16 protein-coding genes are annotated in these 20832 nt (G+C 64.1%); 12 read left to right on the top strand and 4 right to left on the bottom strand.

Annotated features, from left to right (window positions below):
- The first annotated feature begins 11 nt into the window (after positions 1–11).
- The 4 genes from ASG20_RS05260 (at position 12) to ASG20_RS05245 (ending at position 4079) form a co-directional block, all read left to right on the top strand.
- Positions 12–2699: a TonB-dependent receptor domain-containing protein gene (locus ASG20_RS05260; protein ID WP_056049434.1), complete on the top strand. Its 2688-nt coding sequence runs from the start codon at positions 12–14 to the stop codon at positions 2697–2699.
- Between the two features lie 200 nt (positions 2700–2899).
- Positions 2900–3121 carry a hypothetical protein gene (locus ASG20_RS05255; RefSeq protein ID WP_056049432.1) on the top strand — a complete coding sequence of 74 codons (222 nt, stop codon included), beginning with the start codon at positions 2900–2902 and terminating at the stop codon, positions 3119–3121.
- Positions 3122–3311: 190 nt separating this feature from the next.
- Complete coding sequence (locus ASG20_RS05250) at positions 3312–3668, top strand: hypothetical protein (protein ID WP_056050477.1); 357 nt, start codon at positions 3312–3314, stop codon at positions 3666–3668.
- Positions 3669–3794: 126 nt separating this feature from the next.
- Entirely contained in the window at positions 3795–4079 is a 285-nt protein-coding gene (locus ASG20_RS05245; RefSeq protein ID WP_056049429.1) for a CsbD family protein, read from the top strand.
- 448 nt (positions 4080–4527) lie between these two features.
- On the opposite strand, the gene glpK is transcribed toward ASG20_RS05245, so the two are convergent.
- Positions 4528–6012, bottom strand: a complete 1485-nt coding sequence (glpK, locus tag ASG20_RS05240; protein ID WP_056049426.1) for a glycerol kinase GlpK — start codon at positions 6010–6012, stop codon at positions 4528–4530.
- A 113-nt stretch (positions 6013–6125) separates the two neighbouring features.
- Between glpK and ASG20_RS05235 the strand changes: the two genes are divergently transcribed.
- Together ASG20_RS05235 and ASG20_RS05230 are read left to right on the top strand one after the other, a co-directional pair.
- Entirely contained in the window at positions 6126–7640 is a 1515-nt protein-coding gene (locus ASG20_RS05235) for a glycerol-3-phosphate dehydrogenase (RefSeq protein WP_082470733.1), read from the top strand.
- Positions 7637–8425: a DeoR/GlpR family DNA-binding transcription regulator gene (locus tag ASG20_RS05230; protein WP_056049419.1), complete on the top strand. Its 789-nt coding sequence runs from the start codon at positions 7637–7639 to the stop codon at positions 8423–8425. The genes ASG20_RS05235 and ASG20_RS05230 overlap by 4 nt, the downstream gene beginning before the upstream one ends.
- 28 nt (positions 8426–8453) lie before the next feature.
- On the opposite strand, the gene ASG20_RS05225 is transcribed toward ASG20_RS05230, so the two are convergent.
- Positions 8454–9158, bottom strand: a complete 705-nt coding sequence (locus ASG20_RS05225; protein ID WP_056049416.1) for a hypothetical protein — start codon at positions 9156–9158, stop codon at positions 8454–8456.
- A 385-nt stretch (positions 9159–9543) separates the two neighbouring features.
- On the opposite strand from ASG20_RS05225, the gene ASG20_RS19275 reads away from it, so the two are divergent.
- Together ASG20_RS19275 and ASG20_RS05220 are read left to right on the top strand one after the other, a co-directional pair.
- Positions 9544–9699 (top strand): hypothetical protein, encoded by a 156-nt coding sequence (locus tag ASG20_RS19275; RefSeq protein WP_156364020.1) that lies wholly within the window; start codon positions 9544–9546, stop codon positions 9697–9699.
- 76 nt (positions 9700–9775) lie between these two features.
- Positions 9776–11863 carry a catalase gene (locus tag ASG20_RS05220; RefSeq protein ID WP_056049412.1) on the top strand — a complete coding sequence of 696 codons (2088 nt, stop codon included), beginning with the start codon at positions 9776–9778 and terminating at the stop codon, positions 11861–11863.
- Between the two features lie 149 nt (positions 11864–12012).
- Here ASG20_RS05220 and ASG20_RS05215 read toward each other — a convergent pair whose 3' ends face one another.
- Both ASG20_RS05215 and ASG20_RS19840 read right to left on the bottom strand, forming a co-directional pair.
- Positions 12013–12393, bottom strand: coding sequence for a hypothetical protein (locus ASG20_RS05215; RefSeq protein ID WP_231420445.1), 381 nt, complete (start codon positions 12391–12393; stop codon positions 12013–12015).
- A gap of 108 nt (positions 12394–12501) precedes the next feature.
- Complete coding sequence (locus ASG20_RS19840; protein WP_082470732.1) at positions 12502–13674, bottom strand: methyl-accepting chemotaxis protein; 1173 nt, start codon at positions 13672–13674, stop codon at positions 12502–12504.
- 234 nt (positions 13675–13908) lie between these two features.
- Between ASG20_RS19840 and ASG20_RS05205 the strand changes: the two genes are divergently transcribed.
- From ASG20_RS05205 to ASG20_RS05190, 4 genes are all read left to right on the top strand, one after another.
- Positions 13909–16494, top strand: coding sequence for a TonB-dependent receptor (locus ASG20_RS05205; protein ID WP_056049406.1), 2586 nt, complete (start codon positions 13909–13911; stop codon positions 16492–16494).
- A 9-nt stretch (positions 16495–16503) separates the two neighbouring features.
- Positions 16504–17748, top strand: coding sequence for a histidine-type phosphatase (locus tag ASG20_RS05200; RefSeq protein WP_056049403.1), 1245 nt, complete (start codon positions 16504–16506; stop codon positions 17746–17748).
- 258 nt (positions 17749–18006) lie between these two features.
- Complete coding sequence (locus ASG20_RS05195) at positions 18007–18429, top strand: DUF2946 family protein (RefSeq protein ID WP_056049400.1); 423 nt, start codon at positions 18007–18009, stop codon at positions 18427–18429.
- A gap of 99 nt (positions 18430–18528) precedes the next feature.
- On the top strand, positions 18529–20727 hold the full coding sequence (locus tag ASG20_RS05190) for a TonB-dependent receptor (protein ID WP_056049396.1): 2199 nt from the start codon (positions 18529–18531) through the stop codon (positions 20725–20727).
- The last annotated feature ends 105 nt before the right edge of the window (positions 20728–20832 follow it).

Here is a 20832-nt window from a genome sequence, read left to right as displayed (position 1 = left end):
GGGGACCGATCATGCGCCTGCCATCGACGTCACTGGTTTCGCTTGCTGCACTCGCCGTAGCGTTGGGGGCCACGCCCTCGTTCGCGCAGGTCGCGACGGTCCCGACGCCAGCTTCCGGTCAGCCCGGCGCGCCTTCGGTGCAGGCGACCACGCCGCAGCTCGGCCAGGCCGCGAACAGCTCGGCGACCGCGACCACCAACACCGCGATCGACGGTTCGCCCGTGGCGGCTGCGACGACCGCGGATGACAGCGGAGCATCGGGCCAGTTCCTCAACGACATCGTCGTGACCGGTTCGCGCCAGGGTCAGACCAAGTTCCGCAGCTCGACCTCGGTCAGCGACGTCACCGCGGCGCAGATCACGCAGTTCACGCCGCGCTCCGAAGCCGATGTCCTCCATCTCATCCCCGGCATCCGCGTCGAATCGACTGCAGGCGCAGGCGGCAACTCGAACATCACCGTACGCGGCCTGCCGCTTGCATCGGGTGGCTCGAAGTACGTCCAGTTGCAGGAAGACGGCCTGCCCAACGTCGAGTTCGGCGACATCGCGTTCGGCAACAACGATTTCTGGCAGCGCTACGACTATACCGTGGACCGGTTGCAGGCGGTCCGCGGCGGCACCTCGTCGACCGGCGCCTCGCAGGCGCCCGGCGCGGTCATCAACTATGTGTCCAAGACCGGCGAGACCGCGGGCGGCCGCGTCGGCGTTTCGACCGGCCTCGGCTACAACGACAAGCGGGTCGACTTCGATTACGGTGCGCCGATCAGCGACACGCTGCGCTTCAACGTCGGCGGCTTCTACCGCAACGGCGAGGGCCCGCGCGATCTCAGCTATAACGCGGAGAACGGTTACCAGGTGAAGGCGAACGTCACCAAGTCGTTCGACAACAACGCCGGCTATATCCGCTTGAACTTCAAGCGGCTCGACGATCGTGCGCCGACCTACACATCAATGCCGTTCGGCGTCCGCGTCAAGGGCGACACGATCACCGGATATTATCCGCTCGACGGCTATGACGCGCGCAAGGACACGTCGTTCTCGAAGAACAACCTGACTTTCCCGGTCGTCAATTCGAACGGTTCGGTGTCGCAGGGTAACAACAAGGACGGCATCTCCGTCCGCTCGACCACCGCGGGTGGCGAACTTCACTACGACTTCGGCAAGAATCTCGCGATCGACAACCGCTTCGCCTATACCTGGAACAACGGCGTGTTCTCGGTGCCGTTTTTCGGCAGCCTGACCAACGTCAGCGCGCTCACCTCGGGTGCCAATCCCTACACCGTCACCACAGCGAACGGCACGACCTACACTGCCGCCAGCGCGCGCTATGCCAATGGGCCGAACGCGGGTCAGACCGTCGCGGGCAACGCGGTCGTCAACGGCAACCCGACGCTGCGCACCGCGATGAACAACATGAACCATTGGGCCAACGACTTCGGCGTGACGGGCAAGTTTGACGTCGGCGCCGGGAAAGTTACCGCGCGCGCGGCCTATTATCACTATAATCAGACGATCAACATGGATTGGCAGTGGAACGGGAGCCTGACCGCCGCGACCGCGAACGATCCGGCGATGATCGACCTTTACAACGCTGCCGGCGTGCGTCTGACCGACAACGGCATCACCGGCTACAACACCGGCTTTGGCGCGTTCAATCGCCATTACGACCTGAACTATGCCGGCAACGCGCCCTATGCGACGCTGAACTATGAGGACGACCATGTCAGCCTCGATGCGAGCGGTCGGTATGATTTCCTTCATGCCTCGGGCGATTTCTTCCAGACCGCCGCCACCAAATCCGCGCTCGACGTCAATGGCGACGGCGCGCTGTCGGTGGCCGAGCAGAATACGTATCTGAACAGCGGCGTGGCGCAGAAGATCGATTACAGCGTCAACTACTTCAACTGGTCGCTCGGTGCCAACTATCGCTTCAACGGCAACACCAGCGCGTTCATCCGCGTCAGCCAGGGCCATCGCGCCAATGCCGACCGGATCGTCTCTGACTTCCCCGGTGCGTTCACCGCGGCGGGCAGGCTGACCGACATCGGCCGCTCGGTCGCGGTCAATCCGGTGACGCAGCAGGAACTGGGCATCAAGCAGCGCGGCAATGTCGGCGGGTTCAGCTACGGCGCGTTCCTGACCGGCTTCCGCAGCCAGGCGACCGAATATAATTACGACCTCACGCGCCCGGTGGGCCAGCGCCAGATCTTCCAGCGCTACAAGACCTACGGCGCCGAGCTGGAATCGCAGATGTCGTACGAGCATTTCGCGCTCAACGCGAACATCGTCTACACGCATTCGCGGATCGCGCAGGATCTGATCGGCAACAATTCGGGTAACACGCCCGCCGCGACGCCGGACTTCATGTTCACGATCTCGCCGTCGTTCAACCTGCCGCTCGGCTCGATCGGCTTCACGTATCTCGGCCAGACCAAGACCTACACAGACTCGAGCAATCTGCTGAAGCAGCGCGGGCAGGGGATCTTCAACGCGTTCGTGTACGTCAAGCCGATCGAGCCGCTGACGATCAGCCTGAACGTCGCCAACCTGTTCAACAGCTGGGATCAGTCCGGCCGCCTCGACCAAGCATCGGTCGGCGACCTTGCCACGACGGGTTCGCTGTACGGCGTCGCCTATGCCGGTACCAACCGTGCGGGCTTCGGACGGACCTTCTCGCTGTCGGCGAGCTACGCGTTCTGATCGTCGAACCCTGGGTCTGACCGAGCGAACTATCACCGCCGCCGACTGCGAAGTCGGCGGCGGAATGCTGTCGGGTATCGTGGCAGGACTCGACGAAGCACGCGCGAACAGATGACAGGAAATGTGACAAAAATCACATGGAACGTTGCAGGATCGTCATCGGTATTTTGCGGGTCTGCTTTAACGAAAAGGAAGTCCGTATGCGTCGCAGTGCTCTGTTCATTCTGCCCATGATGATGCTGTCGGTTTCGCCCGCGCTGGCCAAGGGTTGCATCCGCGGCGCGGCGGCTGGCGGCGTCGGTGGGCATTTCGTCGGCAAGGGTCATGCCGTGATGGGTGCCGCCGCCGGCTGCGTGATCGCGCACCATCACTACGCCAAGCAGGCTCGTGCCCAGAAGGCCGCGGCCCGCTCGCACGGCTGAAGCTGAACGCTACGCTTCGCTGACCACTAGCCGGTCAACGAGGCGTAGGCTCGGCAACCGGTGCGTAAAACACCTGCTATAGTACCGAAATACCTGAATATATCTTCGCCGTCGTGAGTTTTGTCCAGGGAGTATATGGTTCGGGCTTGATCGAGCTTGAGCGGCATATCCCGACAACACGGGGCTTATGATGATCAGTTTTCGAACCACCTTTTGCCTGATGACTGTCGGCGCCAGCGCACTTTTGCTCGCCGCATGCGTCAATCCCTCGGCCAAGATCGCCACGTCGCTCAAGGGTTATGGTTTTCAGCCTGCGCAATCGCAGTGCGTCGGCGACCGTCTCGAAGCCAATCTGTCGATCGGGCAGCTCCAGCAACTCGGCCGCGCCGCCAAGGCATCGCGCCAGGGCGACACGACGCCCGGTCGGCTGACGATCAGCGATTTCGTTCGCGTGTCGGGGCAGGTGCAGGATCCGAAGGTGCCGCTCGAAGTCGGCAAGGCCGCTGCGGCTTGCGGGCTCCTGACGGACCCGGCTTCCCCGCTTTAAGCGTTCCGTCATTCGCGCGACGGACACGCGGGCGCGATCATCGCCAAATCGAACGGTCGGGATACGGACCGATTTTCAGACGTTTCGCATCCGGTTCATTCTTACACGCAACCAAGGAGATACATCATGAACAGCGACACCATCACCGGCACGACCTCGGATCTCGGCGGCAAGCTCAAGGAAGGCCTCGGCAACGCGATCGGCGACAAGTCGCTGCAGACCGAAGGTGCCGCCGACCAGCTGAGCGGCACGGTCCAGAAGACCTATGGCCAGGCCAAGGACGCCGTCGAAGAGAATATTCGTCCGGTGATCGACTATGTCCGCCAGTTCTCCAAGGAGCGTCCGTTCACCGCCGCTGCCGTAGCCGGCGTTCTCGGCATTGCGCTGATCAACACGCTGCGCGGCAAGTAAGTTGTCCGGCGGGGGCGCCAGTCGTCCCCGCCGTAATCTCGAACCATTACGAACGACCTCGCGTCCGGCGAACTCAAGCCTTGCCGGTGGCGACACACTTAGTGGAAGCAGCCTGATATGACGGGCCACACCGACTTCAATGCCCGGTACGATACGCGACATAATCACGCCCCCAGGAAAATTCGGTCGGACGAAGAGTGGGAGGGGTTGTGGCATGCCGATGACCACGGCGCCCGTTCCGGTCGTATGGTCGAACTCTGTATCGGCGCTTTGGGAGCCGCCGTCGCGTTGCTTGTCGTTCAGCGCGGATGGCGTCGCGTCTCGACACCAGTAAAGCGGTTCGTACCGTCCGCGGCCGACATCCATGTCCGGATGCCGCCACCGCGTTAAGCAGGGCACCCGACAGGCGGTTTTCCGGCTTCCAGAATTCCAGCATGTCGGATTGCCGCTACCTGAGCGTCCTTTGCAGCGCATCGTGCCAACCGGCGACCAGCGTATTGCGTCGATCGTCTGGCATGGCAGGTTCGAAAGAGCGGTCGCGCGACCAGAGCGTTTCGAGCTCGTCTAGACCCGACCACACACCGGTTGCGAGCCCCGCGTGAAAGGCCGCTCCCCGTGCGGTCGTTTCCAAATCCTCCGGGCGCTCGATCGGAACTTCGAGAAGGTCGGCTAGGAAGCCGCAAAGCCAATCGTTGGCTGCCATGCCACCATCGACGCGCACGCTGGCGGGCCTTCCGCCGCCGTCCGCAATCATCGCCGCCACGAGGTCGAGCGTCTGATAGCCGACCGCCTCCAGTGCGGCGCGTGCGAGATGCGCCTGCGTCGCGCCCAGCGTCAGCCCGAAGATCGCGGCGCGTGCGTCGGCATCCCAGTGCGGCGCGCCCAGCCCGACGAACGCGGGCACCATGTAGACGCCGTGATTGTCGGGCACCTGCGTCGCCATGTCATCGGTGTCGCGCGCGTGCGTGATGACACCTATGCCGTCGCGCAGCCACTTCACCGCCGCTCCCGCCACGAAGATGGATCCCTCCAGCGCGAAGGTGGTTTTTCCGGCCAGCCGGTAGGCGGGAGTCGTCAGCAACCGGTGTTTCGAGCGGATCGCCTCGGCCCCGGTGTTGAGCAGCATGAAGCAGCCCGTACCATAGGTCGACTTGGTCATGCCGCGCGCGAAGCAGGCCTGGCCGAACAGCGCCGCCTGCTGATCGCCGGCGATGCCCGCGACGGGGATCTGCGCATCGAACAGACCGGGGGCGGTCACGCCGTAGTGATGCGCGTTGTCGTGGACCTCGGGCAGCATCGCGATCGGCACGCCGAGCAAGTCGCACATCGCGGTGTCCCAGCGGTCTTCGCGGATGTTCCAGAGCAGCGTGCGCGACGCGTTGGTGACGTCGGTCGCGTGGACGGTCCCACCGGTCAGCCGCCACAACAGGAAGCTGTCGATCGTCCCGAATGCGAGCAGGCCCCGCTCGGCACGGTCGCGGGCGCCCGCGACGTGATCGAGGATCCAAGCGACCTTCGTCCCCGAGAAATAGGGATCTAGCAGCAATCCGGTGCGCTCGCGAACCTCGTCCTCGGCGCCCGCCGCGCGCAGTTCGGCGCATCTGGCCGCGGTACGGCGATCCTGCCACACGATCGCGGGATGGATCGGGGTGCCCGTCGCGCGATCCCAGACGACCGTCGTCTCGCGTTGATTGGTGATACCGATCGCCGCGATGTCGCGTGCGGCGACGCCGCTCCTGGCGATCGCCTCGCGCGCCGTTGACAGGACATCGCGCCAGATGTCTTCCGGGTCGTGCTCCACCCATCCCGGCGCAGGATAATGCTGCGCGAACTCGACCTGCGCCGCCGCGACACGCTTTGCTTTGGCATCGAAGACGATGCTTCGCGTCGACGTGGTCCCCTGGTCGATCGCGAGGATGTGCTTGCCGGTCATGTGATCCTCTCCGCTTGCGCCTGACTTGTGCCGGTTTGAAAGGACGGTCAATCCTTTCGTTTGGCTTCGAATTGCGGTAAAGCGCGCACAACCGAAAGCGGAAGGCTATTCCCGTGCTTGCATCATCGTCTCCGGCCTACGACCTGCTGATCGTCGGTGGCGGCATCAACGGCGCGGGGATCGCGCGCGATGCGGCGGGGCGCGGGCTGCGCGTGCTGTTGGTGGAGCAGGACGATCTCGCGAGCCACACCTCGTCCGCCTCGACCAAGCTCATCCACGGTGGGCTGCGCTATCTCGAATATGGCGAGTTCAGGCTGGTGCGGGAATCGTTGATCGAGCGCGAGCGGCTCTGGGGCATGGCGCCGCATATCATCTGGCCGCTGCGCTTCGTGCTGCCGCAAACGCAATCGCCGCGTCCCGCCTGGATGGTGCGGCTCGGCCTGTTTCTCTACGACCATCTCGGCGGGCGGAAGCGGCTGCCGGGGACCGAAACGATCGCGCTCGATCGATCGCCGGTCGGCAACGGGCTTGCCGACCGGCAGGGCAGGGCGTTCGTCTATTCGGACTGCTGGGTCGAGGATAGCCGCCTCGTTGTGCTAAACGCGCGCGACGCCGCCGATCGCGGGGCGGAAATCCGCACGCGCACCCGGCTGCTCGATACCCGCCGGGAGGGTGGTCAATGGACGGCGACGATCGTCGATGCGGGGGGCGAGCGTCGGATACGTGCAAAAGCGCTGGTGAATGCCGCGGGCCCGTGGGTCAGCGACGTGATCGGTCGCGCGGAGGGTATCCGCAGCGAGAGCAAAGTGCGGCTCGTCAAGGGCAGCCATATCGTCGTGCCGCAACTCTACGAGGGTGCGCATGCCTTCATGCTGCAGAACGAGGATCGCCGGATCGTCTTCGCGATCCCCTATGAGGGCAAGTTCACGCTGATCGGCACGACCGACCAGCCATGGGACGCCGCGCCCGGCACGCCGGTCATCAGCGACGCGGAAACGGCGTACCTCATCGCGACGGTAAACCGCTATTTCACACGCAAGCTGACGCCGGACGATGTCGCGTGGAGCTATGCCGGGATCCGTCCTTTGCATGACGATCATGCCGGCAACGCCTCCGCCGTGACGCGCGATTACGTGCTTGATCTGGATGCGGGCGAGGGCAAGGCGCCGATGCTCAGTATCTTCGGCGGCAAGATCACCACCTATCGCAAGCTCGCCGAACACGCGATGGCCGAACTGGCGAAGGTCATGCCTGCGATCGGCCCGGCCTGGACCGCCGGCGTCGCGCTGCCCGGCGGCGATATGCCGGGGGCGGATTTCGAGCGGTTCCTTGGCAGGCTGGCGGCTGCGCGGGCCAACCTGCCTTCCGAGTTACTTCGTCGGCTGGCGCGTGCCTACGGGACCGATGTCGATGTATTGCTCGGCGATGCCGTCGATATCGCGGCACTCGGCGAGGATTTCGGCGGCGGGTTGACCGAGCGCGAGGTCGACTATCTGATCGCGCGCGAATGGGCGCAAACTTCCGACGACATCCTGTACCGACGCAGCAAGCTCGGGCTGCACGTCCCGTCGGGGACCGCCGACCGACTGACCGCTTATCTCGAAGCGCGACCGTCGACCCGAGCATGACCCAGGCGCCGCTCGAACACGCCGTGCTCCGCCACCGTCGGATCCTCGAACTCGCGCGCCAGACCGGCAGCGTCAGCGTCGAAGCGCTGGCGGCTGAGTTCGGCGTCTCGTCGCAGACGATCCGCAAGGATCTCAACCAACTGTCGAAAACGGCGATGGTGTCGCGCGTGCATGGCGGTGCGGTGACGACGTCGGGTGTCGATAACCTCGATCACGGCGCGCGACGAGCGGTGGCGTCGGATGCGAAGGCCGCGATCGGCGCGGCGGCGGCGCGGCTTATCCCCGACGGGGCCAGCCTGTTCATCAATATCGGCACGACCACCGAGGCGGTCGCTCGGGCGCTGACCAGCCATCGCAACCTGCTGGTGATCACCAACAACCTCAACGTCGTCGACATCCTGCGCGGCTCGCCGTCGATCGAGATCCTGATCGCGGGCGGCCGCGTCCGTGCCGCCGATCGCGCGGTCGTCGGCGCGTTGGCGATGGATTTCATCCGCGGCTTCAAGACCGATTTCGCGATCATCGGTGCGTCCGGGATCGATCGCGACGGGACGCTGCTCGATTTCTATGTCGACGAGGTGCGCGTGTCGCAGACGATCATCGCGCAGGCGCGGAAAGTGATCCTCGTCGCCGATCGCTCCAAGCTCCATCGGCCTGCTCCGATCAGGATCACCGGCCTCGATGCGATCGATTATTTCGTGACCGACCGTCTCGGCGATCCCGCCATCCTCGCGGCCTGCCGATCGGCGAATGCCGAGCTCGTGGAGGCCGCGCCCAGCGACTGATCCGAAGCTCGTTACGTCACCGCCGCCATCACGTACCGCAGTTCGAACGGCAGCGGGTTGCCTGCGCCGCGCCCCGCGCGACGTAGGGGTTCTCGAAAAGCCCGCTGACGAACTTGGCGATCATGATCGGCCGGACCGACGCGTCGATCCTTGCCTCTGCAACGCGGCCGGCGCGGCCTGCGGCGATGATCGGTGCCGGCGTGTCGCCATCGCTGATCCGGCCACGACCGTTCGTTTGTGCGCGGGGGGCCACGCGCATTTCCTTGTCCGGATCGGTGGTGATGGTGATCGGTATCCCGAGCCGCGATGTCTCGCCGATCGCCTGGAGCGCAGCGTTCTGCTCGGCAAAGCGTCGCGGGGAAAGAGCGGTCCGGCTACCGAAGCTGGTTATGCCATGCAGACGCACCATCGTGTTAATGCGCGCCAGGTCATAGCGCTCGAAGGTTCCGCCGATCGTCGGCAGCGCCACGTGCAGCATCGTCCCCGCCTTTTCCGTCAGGGTCATGCGACCGAGCAAGTCGTCCGTCCGTCGCTCTGGTGAAAGCCGCCAATCCTCATACGCATCAAGCCTGCCATTGCGGTCCAGATCGCGAAAGCGATGCCCGTCCAGCGTCAGGACCGGCCCTGATCGGCTCTCGATCTGTGGATCGGCCTTGATCGACGGCGCCAACAGCAGACCCGCCGGTATCGCGACGCCGATCAGCCAGATCGACGAAAGCCGACTGTTGCTCACGGCCTCGACGCCGGATCACGAAGGGAATTTCGTATAATATTCCAGTCGCGATTACCTGACTCGAATAGTCTTGCCTGCGCCGAACATATTTTTCTCACTTCCGCGTGCGAATCGATCGCAGTGAAAGCGGCGACACCGGCCTCGATTGATAGTCCGGTCAAAGCACTCTCCCAAATAGATAGGCGTGATCTCCTCCTGAGATTTTCCGCATATCTACCCGAACGGCGCTACCAGCTGAAACGTGCTTTTATCAAGGTATATCGATCGAACATCCGAACGATAAATAACGGGGAACAGTCTTATAGAACCAGTTCGGATCTAAAAGAAAATAATTTCAAACCTTTCGATGTGGATACGGCAAAGATAAAGACACTGAGCAAGATCAATGTACGATCTTGCCAGACTGACAGGACCGCTGGAATACACAGCGATTATGCAGTTTTATATGGTCGATGCCACCTATCATGCCATTTTCGTCACGGACGTGAGCAGCGGCGATTTGAACGCTGGGCTGATCGATGTTGAAATTGCAGCTTTTTAACCGCTGTCGCGTAGCGACGACGCGCAACCTTTAGCGCTGCCGAACCGTTCCCCGTCGGCATGACACGAGGATTCCCATGACCGACTTTTCAGATCTCAACGCAGGTTCGGGCGGCGAGACGCATCAGGTCACCGATGCCGATCATCCCGTACTAACGACGAACCACGGTACGCCGATTTCCGACAACCAGAACCAGCTCAAGGTTGGTGCGCGCGGGCCCGTCCTGCTTGAGGACGAGAGCTATCGCGAGAAGATCAACCACTTCGATCATGAGCGTATCCCCGAGCGGATCGTCCATGCGCGCGGCAGCGCGGCGCATGGCTATTTCGAATGCACCGAGAGCCTTGCGGACATCACTGTTGCAGACATGTTCCAGAAGAAGGGGCAGCGCACCGAGGTGTTCACGCGCTTCTCGACCGTCGCTGGCGGCGCGGGTTCGATCGATACGCCGCGCGACGTGCGCGGCTTCGCGGTCAAGTTCTACACGCGCGAAGGCAATTGGGATCTGGTCGGCAACAACATCCCGGTGTTCTTCATCCAGGACGCGATCAAGTTCCCCGACCTGATCCATGCCGCCAAGATGGAGGCTGATCGCGGCTATCCGCAGGCGGCCACCGCGCACGACACGTTCTGGGACTTCATCAGCCTGATGCCCGAATCCACCCACATGATCATGTGGGCGATGTCGGATCGCACGTTGCCGCGCACCTTCGCGAACATGGAAGGGTTCGGGGTCCACACCTTCCGCCTGATCAACAAGGACGGCAAGTCGACCTTCGTCAAGTTCCATTGGAAGCCCAAGGCAGGGCTGGCGTCGACGATCTGGGACGAAACCGTCAAGATCGCGGGTGCCGATCCCGACTTCCAGCGTCGCGACCTGTTCGAGCGGATCGAGCGCGGTGATTATCCCGAGTGGGAGCTGGGTCTCCAGCTGTTCGACGAGGACTTCGCCAACAGCCAGCCGTACGACGTGCTCGATTCCACCAAGATCATTCCGGAAGAAATCCTCCCGGTGAAGATCGTCGGTCGGATGGTGCTCGACCGGTATCCCGACAATTTCTTCGCCGAGACCGAGCAGGCCGCGTTCGTGCCCAGCCATGTCGTCCCCGGCATCGGCTTTTCCAACGATCCGCTGCTGCAGGGGCGGTTGTTCAGCTACACCGACACGCAGCTGTCGCGTCTCGGGTCGGTCAACTTCCACCAGTTGCCGATCAACGCCGCCAAGGGTCGTGCCGCCGCGGCTGGCAGCCCGTTCAACAATCAGCAGCGTGACGGTCACATGCAGATGGCCGTGCCCAAGGGCCGCGCCAATTACGAGCCGAACAGCCTCGCCAAGGCGGGTGAGGAAGCTGGCGCGCGCGAGGATCCCGACAAGGGCTACAAGACCTTCCCGTCGGACGAAGAAGGTCAGAAGCTGCGGATTCGTCCGGAGAGCTTTGCGGACCATTACAGCCAGGCGCGGCTGTTCTTCCGCTCGATGGACCCGGCCGAGCAGGCGCATATCGCGTCGGCGATCGTGTTCGAGCTTTCGAAGGTTTCGCTCGATCACATCCGTATCCAGATGATGGCGAACCTGCGCAACGTCGACGAGGATCTGGCCAAGCGCGTCGCTGCCGGCCTCGCCATGGACCTGCCCGAGGCCTCGCCGACCGCCGCACCGGTTCTCGACATGGACCTGTCGCCGGCGCTGCGGATCATTCGTGGCCCGCTGGAGAAGCATACGCTGGAAGGTCGTACGGTCGGCATCCTGATCGCCGATGGCACCGATGCCGGCGAGCTGAACACGCTGAAGGACGCGATCAAGAAGGCCGGTGGCCAGGCGAAGACGATCGCGCCCAAGGTCGGCAAGGTCCCGCTGTCAGACGGATCGTCGATCGCAGCGGATGCGCAGCTGTTCGGTCAGCCCTCGGTGACGGTCGACGCCTGCGCGGTCATCCTGAGCAAGGACGCCTGTGCGAAGCTCGTCAAGGAAGGCGCGGCGGTACAGTGGGTCATGGATGCGTTCGGGCATCTCAAGGCGATCGGTCACAACGCGGCGGCCAAGCCGCTGCTCGACAAGGCCGGGGTCGAGGCGGACGATGGTGTCGTCGAGCTGGGTGCGTTCGTTGACGCAGCCAAGAAGCGCTATTGGGATCGCGAGCCCAACGTTCGTACGCTGGCGTAATCGTTCCAGGCGCCGTTTCGATCTCTCAGGTCGAAGCGGCGCCGCGATTTCAGCATTCGGTAGACAGTAAAAAACCACGCTCGGCTTGGCCGGGCGTGGTTTTTTACGTCGTTGATAACACCGGGCCGGCGGACCGGCCCGGTTGTCGGTCAGCTCTTCTTGCGCGCGCGCTTGGGGCTTGCGGCTGCTTCGACGTCCTCAGCTTCGTCGGGCGAATCCTCGCCGGCTTCGGTCAGCGCCTCGCCGAGCGCCTTCAGCTTCTCCTGCGACTTGTCGGCCTTGTCGGCGATCTTGGTGGTCGCCGTACCGAGACGGTGCAGCAGTGCGTGGATGCGATCGGCATCGGGCTCACCCTTTTCGAGCTGCTTGCGCAGCGCGGCGAGGTCCCGCAGGATTCCCTTGGCGCCCGGCGTGTCGATCTCGGCGAGCGCGGACTCCCAGTCCTCCACCATGTCGGCACCCTTGGTGGGCTTGGTGGCGTCGAGTCCGCGATTGATCGCGTTCATCGTTCCTGCAAATTTAACAGCCATGTTTCGCTCTCCGCAGCCATGATTTGGCACATCGAAAACGAAGCGGATCCGCGAATATGTCCGTGTAATCACAGCAACCTTGATCAACATCGGCGGATTTTTATGGGATCAGAGCCGGATCGATTGCTGACCGTAGGTAAGAACATTTGCCGCCGTCGACGTCGCGTCCTTGATCCGGCCCGAGAGCATTTTCACTTCGTTCGCCACCACCGCAAAGCTCTTGCCGCGCTCGCCGGCACGCGCGGCCTCGATCGAGGCGTTGAGCGCGAGCATCGACGTCTGCCGCGTGACCGCACCGATGTCGTCGACGATCTCCGCCAACTTCGACAAGGTGTCTTCGTGAGCCTTGCGGCGCGTTTCCGCCTCCTGACGGAATTGCTGCGCGCGTGCCGATTCCGTCTGCTCCGCCTGGCGCATCACAGTCACGTCGGTCGCCCATTTGACGATCTTCACCACGCTACCGTGCTGATCGAAGATCGGATTGTAGGTTGCCTGCAAATGGACATCGCCGCCGCCTTTGGTCCGCCGGCGATATTCGCGTTGCACGAATCGTCCAGCACGGAGGTTGCCCCACAAATCCACGTAATCCTGGGACGCTCGGTCTTCCGGCGAGCATAACATGCGGTGATGACGCCCCGCCAGTTCGGTCATGGTGTAGCCCATGAGCGACAGGAGGTTCCGGTTCGCGGTCACGATCGTCCCGTCGATCGTCATCTCGAGCCAGCATTGCGACCGGTCGATCGCCTCCAGCTTGCTGCGATGTTCAGCGCTGTCAGCGAGTTCCTGGTCGGCCCTTTGCAGCGAGGCGCCATTCAACAGGACCGAGGTTTCGAGCGCATAGAGTGTATAGAGCGAATGCGTCAGCCGGGTCAGCGTCGCCGGCTCGCCCGTCAGCGCCGCCGACAGACGGGCATGACGCGCGTGATAGCTGCGAAGCAGACCGGCGGAGAAGGCGATCTCCGTCGCCCGGTCCATGCTGCTCGCCCGACCACGGCGGACCATCTTGCCGATCAGCTTCTGGCTCAGGCCGCCGGTGAATTTGAGTTCGGTGTAGTCGATGTCGCGGCGAACGAGGTCGTCGATCCGGTCCTGCTTCAGATGATACGGCGTGGCGTCACCCGCGAACGGCCGCCAGAACCGGCGCACGTCCTCATCGACGCCGTCCTTGATGACCGACCAGATTTCACGCAGATCGCTTTCGAGGGTTCCGTCGGGATCGAAGGCCAGACGAAGGTCCCGAACGTCGTCCTCGTTGAAATTTGAAGTCTTGGTGATCGTCATCTCGGCCTCGTTTCGCGGCGCCTGCCTCGCACGATACAGTCAAAAGGGGGTTAACCAACACACAAATAGAGCCTTTTTGGGAACGAGCAGTTTCTCATGGTTGCGCTGCAAGCTAACCGTCGGAGCTCATCGACGAGCAGCCCCGCTGGGTGACTTGGGTCTGTCACGATATCGTCGCGGAACTGTCGCAGGCGACCGGTAGGCGATCCCCAATTGGGCCGGGGACGATTGCAGATGAACGGGATTTCGAAAGCTGCGCTGGCAGCGAGCGCGTCGCTGTGCGCGATCCTGACGGGACCGCTCCAAGCGCAGACTGCCCCGGTCGCGCCCTCGGCAGCGCCCAAGCAGGACACTGCCCCCGACGACATCGTCGTGACGGGCACGCGCGCGGGCGAACGCAAGGCGATCGAGGAAAAGCGGACCGCGAACAACTTCGTCGAGGCGGTATTTGCGAACGATGTCGGCAAGCTGCCCGATCAGAATGTCGCAGAAGCGGTCCGCCGGCTGCCGGGCGTGTCTGTGGCCAACGATCAGGGCGAGGGGCGTTACGTCATAGTTCGCGGGATCAACCCGGATCTCGTCAACGTCACGTTGAACGGCATGACCTTGCCTGCGCCCGAGCCCGAGGGCCGGCAGGTCAAGCTCGACGACATTCCCTCGGCGCTCATCAGCGCGGTGGTCGTCACCAAGTCGCTGACCGCGGATCAGGATGCCAACGCGATCGGTGGGTCGGTCGATGTCCGGACGCTGTCGGCGTTCGATCGCAACAAGCCCTATTTCGCCGACGCGCGCGCCGCCTATGGCTGGTCGCGGCTCAACGGCAAGCATCCGTATGAGGGCGACATCCAGGTCGGCGGCCTGTTCGGCCCCGACCGCCAGTTCGGCGCGGTCCTGTCGGTCAACTATTCGAAGCGGCCGATCGAATCCGAAAACTTCCAGGGCTCGACCAACTGGCGCGTACCGGTGGCGGCGAACGGGTTCGTCGTGCCCGATCAGTATGGTCTGCGCGACTATAACCTGACGCGGACGCGCAAGGGCGCGGTGCTCAATCTCGACTGGCGGCCGAGCGACACGACCAAATTCTTCCTGCGCGGGACGTATTCGGCGTTCGACGACAACGAGACGCGCGACCAGTTCATTATCGACAACGAGTCCGCCTTCTCCAACCAGACCGCAACCACCGGACGCTTCCGCGGCCGCGGCAGCGTCCGCGTCCGGCGGCGCGAGGAGAAGGACAATACCAAGTCGGTGCAGGGCGGGGGCGAGTTCGATCTCGGACCGGGTCATTTGTCGCTGTCGGGAGGCTATGCGCGGGCCGAAAAGCGCGATCCGCTCCGCTCGGAATATAACTTCCGGACCGGGGGTACTGCGCTGACGGTCGATTACGACGTCGCCGATACGCCGTATGATTTCGTGCCGACCAGCACTTTGGCGCAGACCGCCTATGCGCTCAACAGCGTCAACTACGACCAGCGCCTCGCCGTCGAGAAGCTGGCGCAGGGCCGGATCGACTATGCGATCCCGCTGGGGATCGGGTCCGAATCGGTCGTCAAGATCGGCGCGAAATATCTCGACCGGCACAAGACCAACAACCGCAACTACGTCACCTATGGGCTTGCCAGCGGGCGGACGTTCACGCTCGCCAACGTCTCGTATCTCGGCGACACCAGCTTCTACGGGAGCGACTACACCTATGGTCCGCGGATCGATTACAACACCGCGCAGGCGTACCTCGCCGCCAACCCCGGTACGGTCACGCTCAACACCGCGGGGTCGATCGCCAACAGCCTGGCGAACGATTACGACGTGAAGGAGCGGATCATCGCGGGCTATGCGATGGCGACGCTGAAGTTCGACAAGCTGACGCTCGTGCCCGGCGTCCGCGTCGAACAGACCCGCGATCGTAGCCAGGCCAAGCTGATCACTGCCACCTCGTCGCTGACCTCGGGGTATAACAGCTTCGGATCGAAGCAATATACCGACGTGTTTCCCGGTCTTAACGCGCGCTACGACCTGACCGACGCGCTCGTCGTGCGCGGCGCGGTGACGACCGCGATCGGCCGGCCGAACTATGCGCAGCTCGCCCCCTATGTCTCGGTCGATCAGACGACCTCGCCCAACTCGGTCGCACAAGGCAATCCGAACCTGAAGCCGTACAAGGCGCTCAATTTCGACGGCGCAGTTGAATATTATCTGCCGGGGCAGGGGCTGATCTCGCTCGGCGGCTTCTACAAGAAACTCGATGATCCGATCTACGCCCAGTCGCTGCTCGGCCAGACCGGCAGTTTCGCCGGGCAGGCGCTGACCAACGCGACCGTCACGACGCCGCTCAACATCGACAAGGCCAAGGTCTACGGGATCGAAGCCAATCTGCAGACGCGCTTCACCTTCCTGCCCTCGCCGCTCGACGGGTTCGGCGTGGCGGCGAACTACACGCGAATCTGGGGCAACGGCAACGGCACGATCCTCGGCACGCCGTCGCGGACCGGCGATATCCCGCTGTTCCAGCAATCGAAGCATGTCGGCACCGCGCAGATCTTCTACGAGAAATATGGGTTCGCCGTCCGCGCCGCCTATTCCTATCGCTCGGCCTATCTCGACACGCTCGGGGCGACCGCCGCGCTCGACCAATATACCGACAATAACGGCCAGCTCGACGTCAACGCCAGCTATCAGGTCTCGCCGGAACTCACCTTCTTCGCGAGCGCGACGAACCTGACCGACGCGCCGTGGCGTCGCTATATCGGCAGCAAGGCGTTACTGGTCGAGCGCGAGCGCTACGACATGTCGGTCCGCTGGGGCGCGCAACTCCACTTCTAGGATTCTGCCATGCGATCGATCCTTTCCGCCGCCGCTGCGATCCTGGTGGCTTCGACCGGATCTGCTGCCTCCGCGCAGGCAGCGGTGCCGGCTGGGTTGCATGTCGATCGGGTCGTGATGCTGATGCGCCACGGGGTTCGTCCGCCGACCAAGTCGCCGCCGATGCCCGCAGGCACGGCCGCCGAGGCGTGGCCCGAATGGCCGGTCAAGCCAGGCTATCTGACCCCGCACGGTGCCGATGCGCTTCGCCTGCTGGCCGCCGCCGATCGCGCCGCCTTCCTTGCCGACGGTGTACTCCCGCGGACCGGATGCGGCACAATACGGATCATTGCCGACAGCGATCAGCGGACGATCGCCACCGCGCAAACCTGGGGCGCGGCGATCGCACCGGGTTGCACGCTCGATATCGCCCACCGCTCGCAGGACGTCGCTGACCCGGTATTCTCGCCGATCGACGAGGGCGCGGTGCCGTTCGATGCGGCGCAAGCGCGTGCGGCGGTGCTCGACGACATTGGCCGCGCCGGTATCGCGGGCGAAGAGCGTCGCCTGCGGCCCGTGTTGTCGCGGATTGACGCGATCCTGTGCGGCGCGGCGAAATCGGCGTGCGGCGTCACCCGCGAGCCGTCGACGCTGGCGCCACTCAAGTCCGGCGCACGGCCGAAGCTCGCCGGGGCGCTCGACCGCGCATCGACCGTCGCGCAGATACTGTTGCTCGAATATGCGGACGGCAAGCCGATGCGCGAGGTCGGCTGGGGGCGTGCCACCGCCGCCGATATCGGCCGCGCGTCGGAACTGCATGCGGTCGAATTCCGCTTGGTCGCCAGACCGCAATATGTTGCTGCGCGGGGGTTGTCGGGGATCGGCGGTCTGATGCGGCAGGCGATCAGCGATCCGCGTAAGGATGCGCCGGCGATCACGATGCTGTCGGGGCATGACACCAACATCGCCAATCTGGGCGGCCTGCTCGACCTGCACTGGCGCGTGCCGGGGCTGGCCGCGGACGATCCTTCGCCGGGCGGCGCGATCGTGCTCGAACGCCTCGCCGACCAGCAGGGAAAACTCTATGTCCGCGCGGTCTATCGCTCGCAGACGCTCGATCAAATTCGCAACCTCACGCCTTTGGGTGGTGCGGCGAAACCGTATCGCAGCGTGATGCCGATCGTCGGCTGTTCCGCGCGCGGGGTTCGCGGGCTCTGTACGCTGGCGGCATTCGAGACGCTGATGAACGAGCGGCTGGTCGGGCAGGTCGGGTAAGGCGGGCGGGATCGGAACGGCGCGAAATCCTGTTGGCCCTTCCCCCTCCATTTCAGGCATGGAAGAAGAGTTGCGGGCGCCAATGATGATCGGCTGCACCAGCGGATCGCCCCCCCGCCGCATCGATCCTGTACCGCAACGCAACATCGGTTTACGGGGCCCGACACTCCAGATCCGCGAGCGCGCTTGCGGACCACCGGATTGGCGTATACGGGCCGCTTGAATGTTACACTACAACATCACACGTAAGCACTGACCGTGACGGCGGGCGGATGCGAGATCGGGCAGCGGCCTGAGGGTACGCTGCTTCGGCAGGCGAACAGCCGCGTGTTCCGCATCGCCATGCTCATCGCGGCGCTGTTCGCGATCCTCGTCCAGGGCCTCTTCGTCCAGGCGCATACGCATGTTCACCGGAACATGGCGCCGATCGTCCAGGCCGCCGGGGCGCACGCCGTCGCCGGTGCGGCCGATGACGGCTCGACGCAGCAGGACGAGTCGGATTGTCCGTTATGCTGGGAGCTGGCGCACGCCGACGCCTTCCTCCTGCCCAAAGACACAGTTGTTCTCACCCCCGCGACCAGCAAGATCTGGCTCGCCGCGCTGTTGCAATCGGTATCCGTCCGCAACGTGCGCTCGCACGCCTGGCGCAGCCGCGCGCCGCCGCTCCCCCTCCAAGCCTGACACTATTTTCGCGGTGCGGCGTCGACGAACGCCGGTCCGTACTGCGTCGGCGTCGCGCAAGCGCGATCCGTCGCTCTAGGTTCTTGGAGCTCTTCAAAAATGCGACATCTTCTTCTGCTGGGCGTGGTCACGGCTGCGCCTTTCGCCCTGCTCGTTCCCGCCAGCGTGTCGGCACAGACCGCGTCCGCCGACACGACCGCCGCACCGCAGGCCGATACCCCGGTTCCGCCCGCCGATGCGACTCCTGCTCCAGCTGCCGGCGGCGATATCGTCGTGACCGCGCGGCGGCTCGATGCCGCGCGCGATGCGATCCTCCCCTCGCTGGGGTCGAGCGACTATACGCTCGATCGCGCGCTTCTCGAGCGGCAGCCGGGCGGGCTCAATCGCAGCCTGGCGCAGGTCCTCCTCCAGGCACCGGGCGTGACGCTCGACAGCTACGGCGCGATTCACGTCCGCAACGAGCACGCCAATCTCCAATACCGGTTGAACGGCGTGATCGTGCCGGAGAGCATCTCGGGCTTCGGCTCGACGTTCGACCCGCACATCGCCAAGTCGATCGACCTGCTGACCGGCACGCTGCCCGCGCAATACGGCTATCGGACCTCGGGCGTGATCGATCTGAAGACCGAGAACGGCGCGTTCGAGAATGGCGGCGATCTCGGTTTCTACGGCGGCAGCCGCGGTACGGTCCAGCCGACCGCCAGCGTCCACGGATCGAGTGGCGGGCTCAATTATTTCGCGTCGGGCAGCTATCTCGAGAACGACCTCGGCGTCGAGAACCCGACCGCCTCGCGCGATGCGATCCACGATCATACGCGCCAGTATCGCGGGTTCGGCTACGTGTCCGACATTCTGTCCGAAACGAGCCGGCTGACGGCGTTCGGCGGTACGTCGATCGGGTATTTCCAGATTCCCAACAATCCGGGGCAGGCGCCGGCCTATACGCTCAACGGCCAGTCGACGTATGACTCCGCCAAGCTCGACCAGAACCAGCGCGAGATCACGCATTACGGCGTGTTGGCCTATCAATATGCCGGCGATGCGTTCAATTTCCAGATCGCGCCGTTCATCCGCTATTCGCAGACCCGGTTCACCCCCGATCCGCAGGGTGGCGACCTGATCCTTGCGGGCGTCGCCGACACGTCGCGTCTGTCGAGCCTGACGGCGGGCGTGCAGGCCGACGGCAGCTACAAGCTGTCCGATAGCCATACCCTGCGCTTCGGCCTGTTCTTCCAGAACGAGCGGACGCGATCGAACGTTACCTCGCGGGTCTTCACGGTCGATGATTCCGGAGCCCAGACTTCGGACGTGCCGCTGACGATCAACGATCGCGGCGGCCGGACCGGGCAGCTTTACGGCGTGTATCTGCAGGACGAATGGTCGCTGACCCCGACTTTGACGCTGAACTACGGCGCGCGGTTCGACGCGGTTCGCGCCTATTCGGACGAGCAGCAGCTGAGCCCGCGCGCCAATCTGGTGTGGAAGGCGGACAGCAGCACCGTCTTCCACGTCGGCTATGCGCGCAACTTCACGCCACCGCCCCAGGAACTGATCGCGTCGCCGACGCTCGCGCTGTTCACCGGCACGACCAAGGCGACCGCGATCACGACGGCGGACCCGGTGCGCGCCGAACGCGAGCATTATTTCGACGGCGGAGTCCAGCACACCTTCGGCTCGGCGTTCAAGCTCGGGGTCGACGCCTATTACAAGATCAAGCGCAACCTGCTCGACGAGGGGCAGTTCGGGCCGTCGCTGGTGCTGTCGCCGTTCAACTACGCCAAGGGCTATGCGTGGGGGACCGAGGTCACGGCGAGCTACACCAAGGGGCCGCTCGATCTGTATGCCAACGTCGCGCGCGGGCAGGAGAAGGGCCGGAACATCGTCTCCAGCCAGTATTTCTTCCAGCCCGACGAAATCGCCTACATCGCCAATCACTATATCTTCACCGACCATTCGCAGCGCTGGACCGCGTCGGCGGGTGGCAGCGTGTCGATCGACGACGGCATCGGCAAGCTCGTCCCCTCGGTGACGATGCTCTACGGCGACGGTCTGCGCTCTGACGACCCCGCGGGCATCGTGCCCAATGGCGGCAAGCTGCCGTCGTATTTCACGGCAGATTTCGGCATCACGCAGACCATCGACGGGCCGGGCGTGCTGAAGGGCGTCGCGATCAGCTTCAACGTGACCAACATCGCCGACAAGACCTATCTGCTGCGCGACGGATCGGGCGTCGGGGTCGGCGCCCCGCAATATGGCGCGCGCCGGGGCTTCTTCGGAGGGATCCGCAAGAGCTTCTGAGACCTGCGGCGACCCGGTCCCATCGTGGATCGTGTCGCCGACCTAGCGCTCGACGACCGGGGGGCGACGCATCCCGGTCGTCGGTAGCGACCATCACCGCAAGGA

This window comes from Sphingomonas sp. Leaf198, assembly GCF_001424005.1.
In the GTDB taxonomy this organism is placed as follows: domain Bacteria; phylum Pseudomonadota; class Alphaproteobacteria; order Sphingomonadales; family Sphingomonadaceae; genus Sphingomonas.
This window is presented reverse-complemented; position numbering and strand designations above follow the sequence as displayed.

Bases quoted from the DNA above. Each gene is read 5' to 3' on its own strand.
- ASG20_RS05260 (WP_056049434.1), top strand. From the start codon at position 12: ATGCGCCTGCCATCGACGTCACTGGTTTCGCTTGCTGCACTCGCCGTA.
- ASG20_RS05255 (WP_056049432.1), top strand. From the start codon at position 2,900: ATGCGTCGCAGTGCTCTGTTCATTCTGCCCATGATGATGCTGTCGGTT.
- ASG20_RS05250 (WP_056050477.1), top strand. From the start codon at position 3,312: ATGATCAGTTTTCGAACCACCTTTTGCCTGATGACTGTCGGCGCCAGC.
- ASG20_RS05245 (WP_056049429.1), top strand. From the start codon at position 3,795: ATGAACAGCGACACCATCACCGGCACGACCTCGGATCTCGGCGGCAAG.
- glpK (WP_056049426.1), bottom strand. From the start codon at position 6,012: ATGACCGGCAAGCACATCCTCGCGATCGACCAGGGGACCACGTCGACG.
- ASG20_RS05230 (WP_056049419.1), top strand. From the start codon at position 7,637: ATGACCCAGGCGCCGCTCGAACACGCCGTGCTCCGCCACCGTCGGATC.
- ASG20_RS19275 (WP_156364020.1), top strand. From the start codon at position 9,544: ATGTACGATCTTGCCAGACTGACAGGACCGCTGGAATACACAGCGATT.
- ASG20_RS05220 (WP_056049412.1), top strand. From the start codon at position 9,776: ATGACCGACTTTTCAGATCTCAACGCAGGTTCGGGCGGCGAGACGCAT.
- ASG20_RS05215 (WP_231420445.1), bottom strand. From the start codon at position 12,393: ATGGCTGTTAAATTTGCAGGAACGATGAACGCGATCAATCGCGGACTC.
- ASG20_RS19840 (WP_082470732.1), bottom strand. From the start codon at position 13,674: ATGACGATCACCAAGACTTCAAATTTCAACGAGGACGACGTTCGGGAC.
- ASG20_RS05205 (WP_056049406.1), top strand. From the start codon at position 13,909: ATGAACGGGATTTCGAAAGCTGCGCTGGCAGCGAGCGCGTCGCTGTGC.
- ASG20_RS05200 (WP_056049403.1), top strand. From the start codon at position 16,504: ATGCGATCGATCCTTTCCGCCGCCGCTGCGATCCTGGTGGCTTCGACC.
- ASG20_RS05190 (WP_056049396.1), top strand. From the start codon at position 18,529: ATGCGACATCTTCTTCTGCTGGGCGTGGTCACGGCTGCGCCTTTCGCC.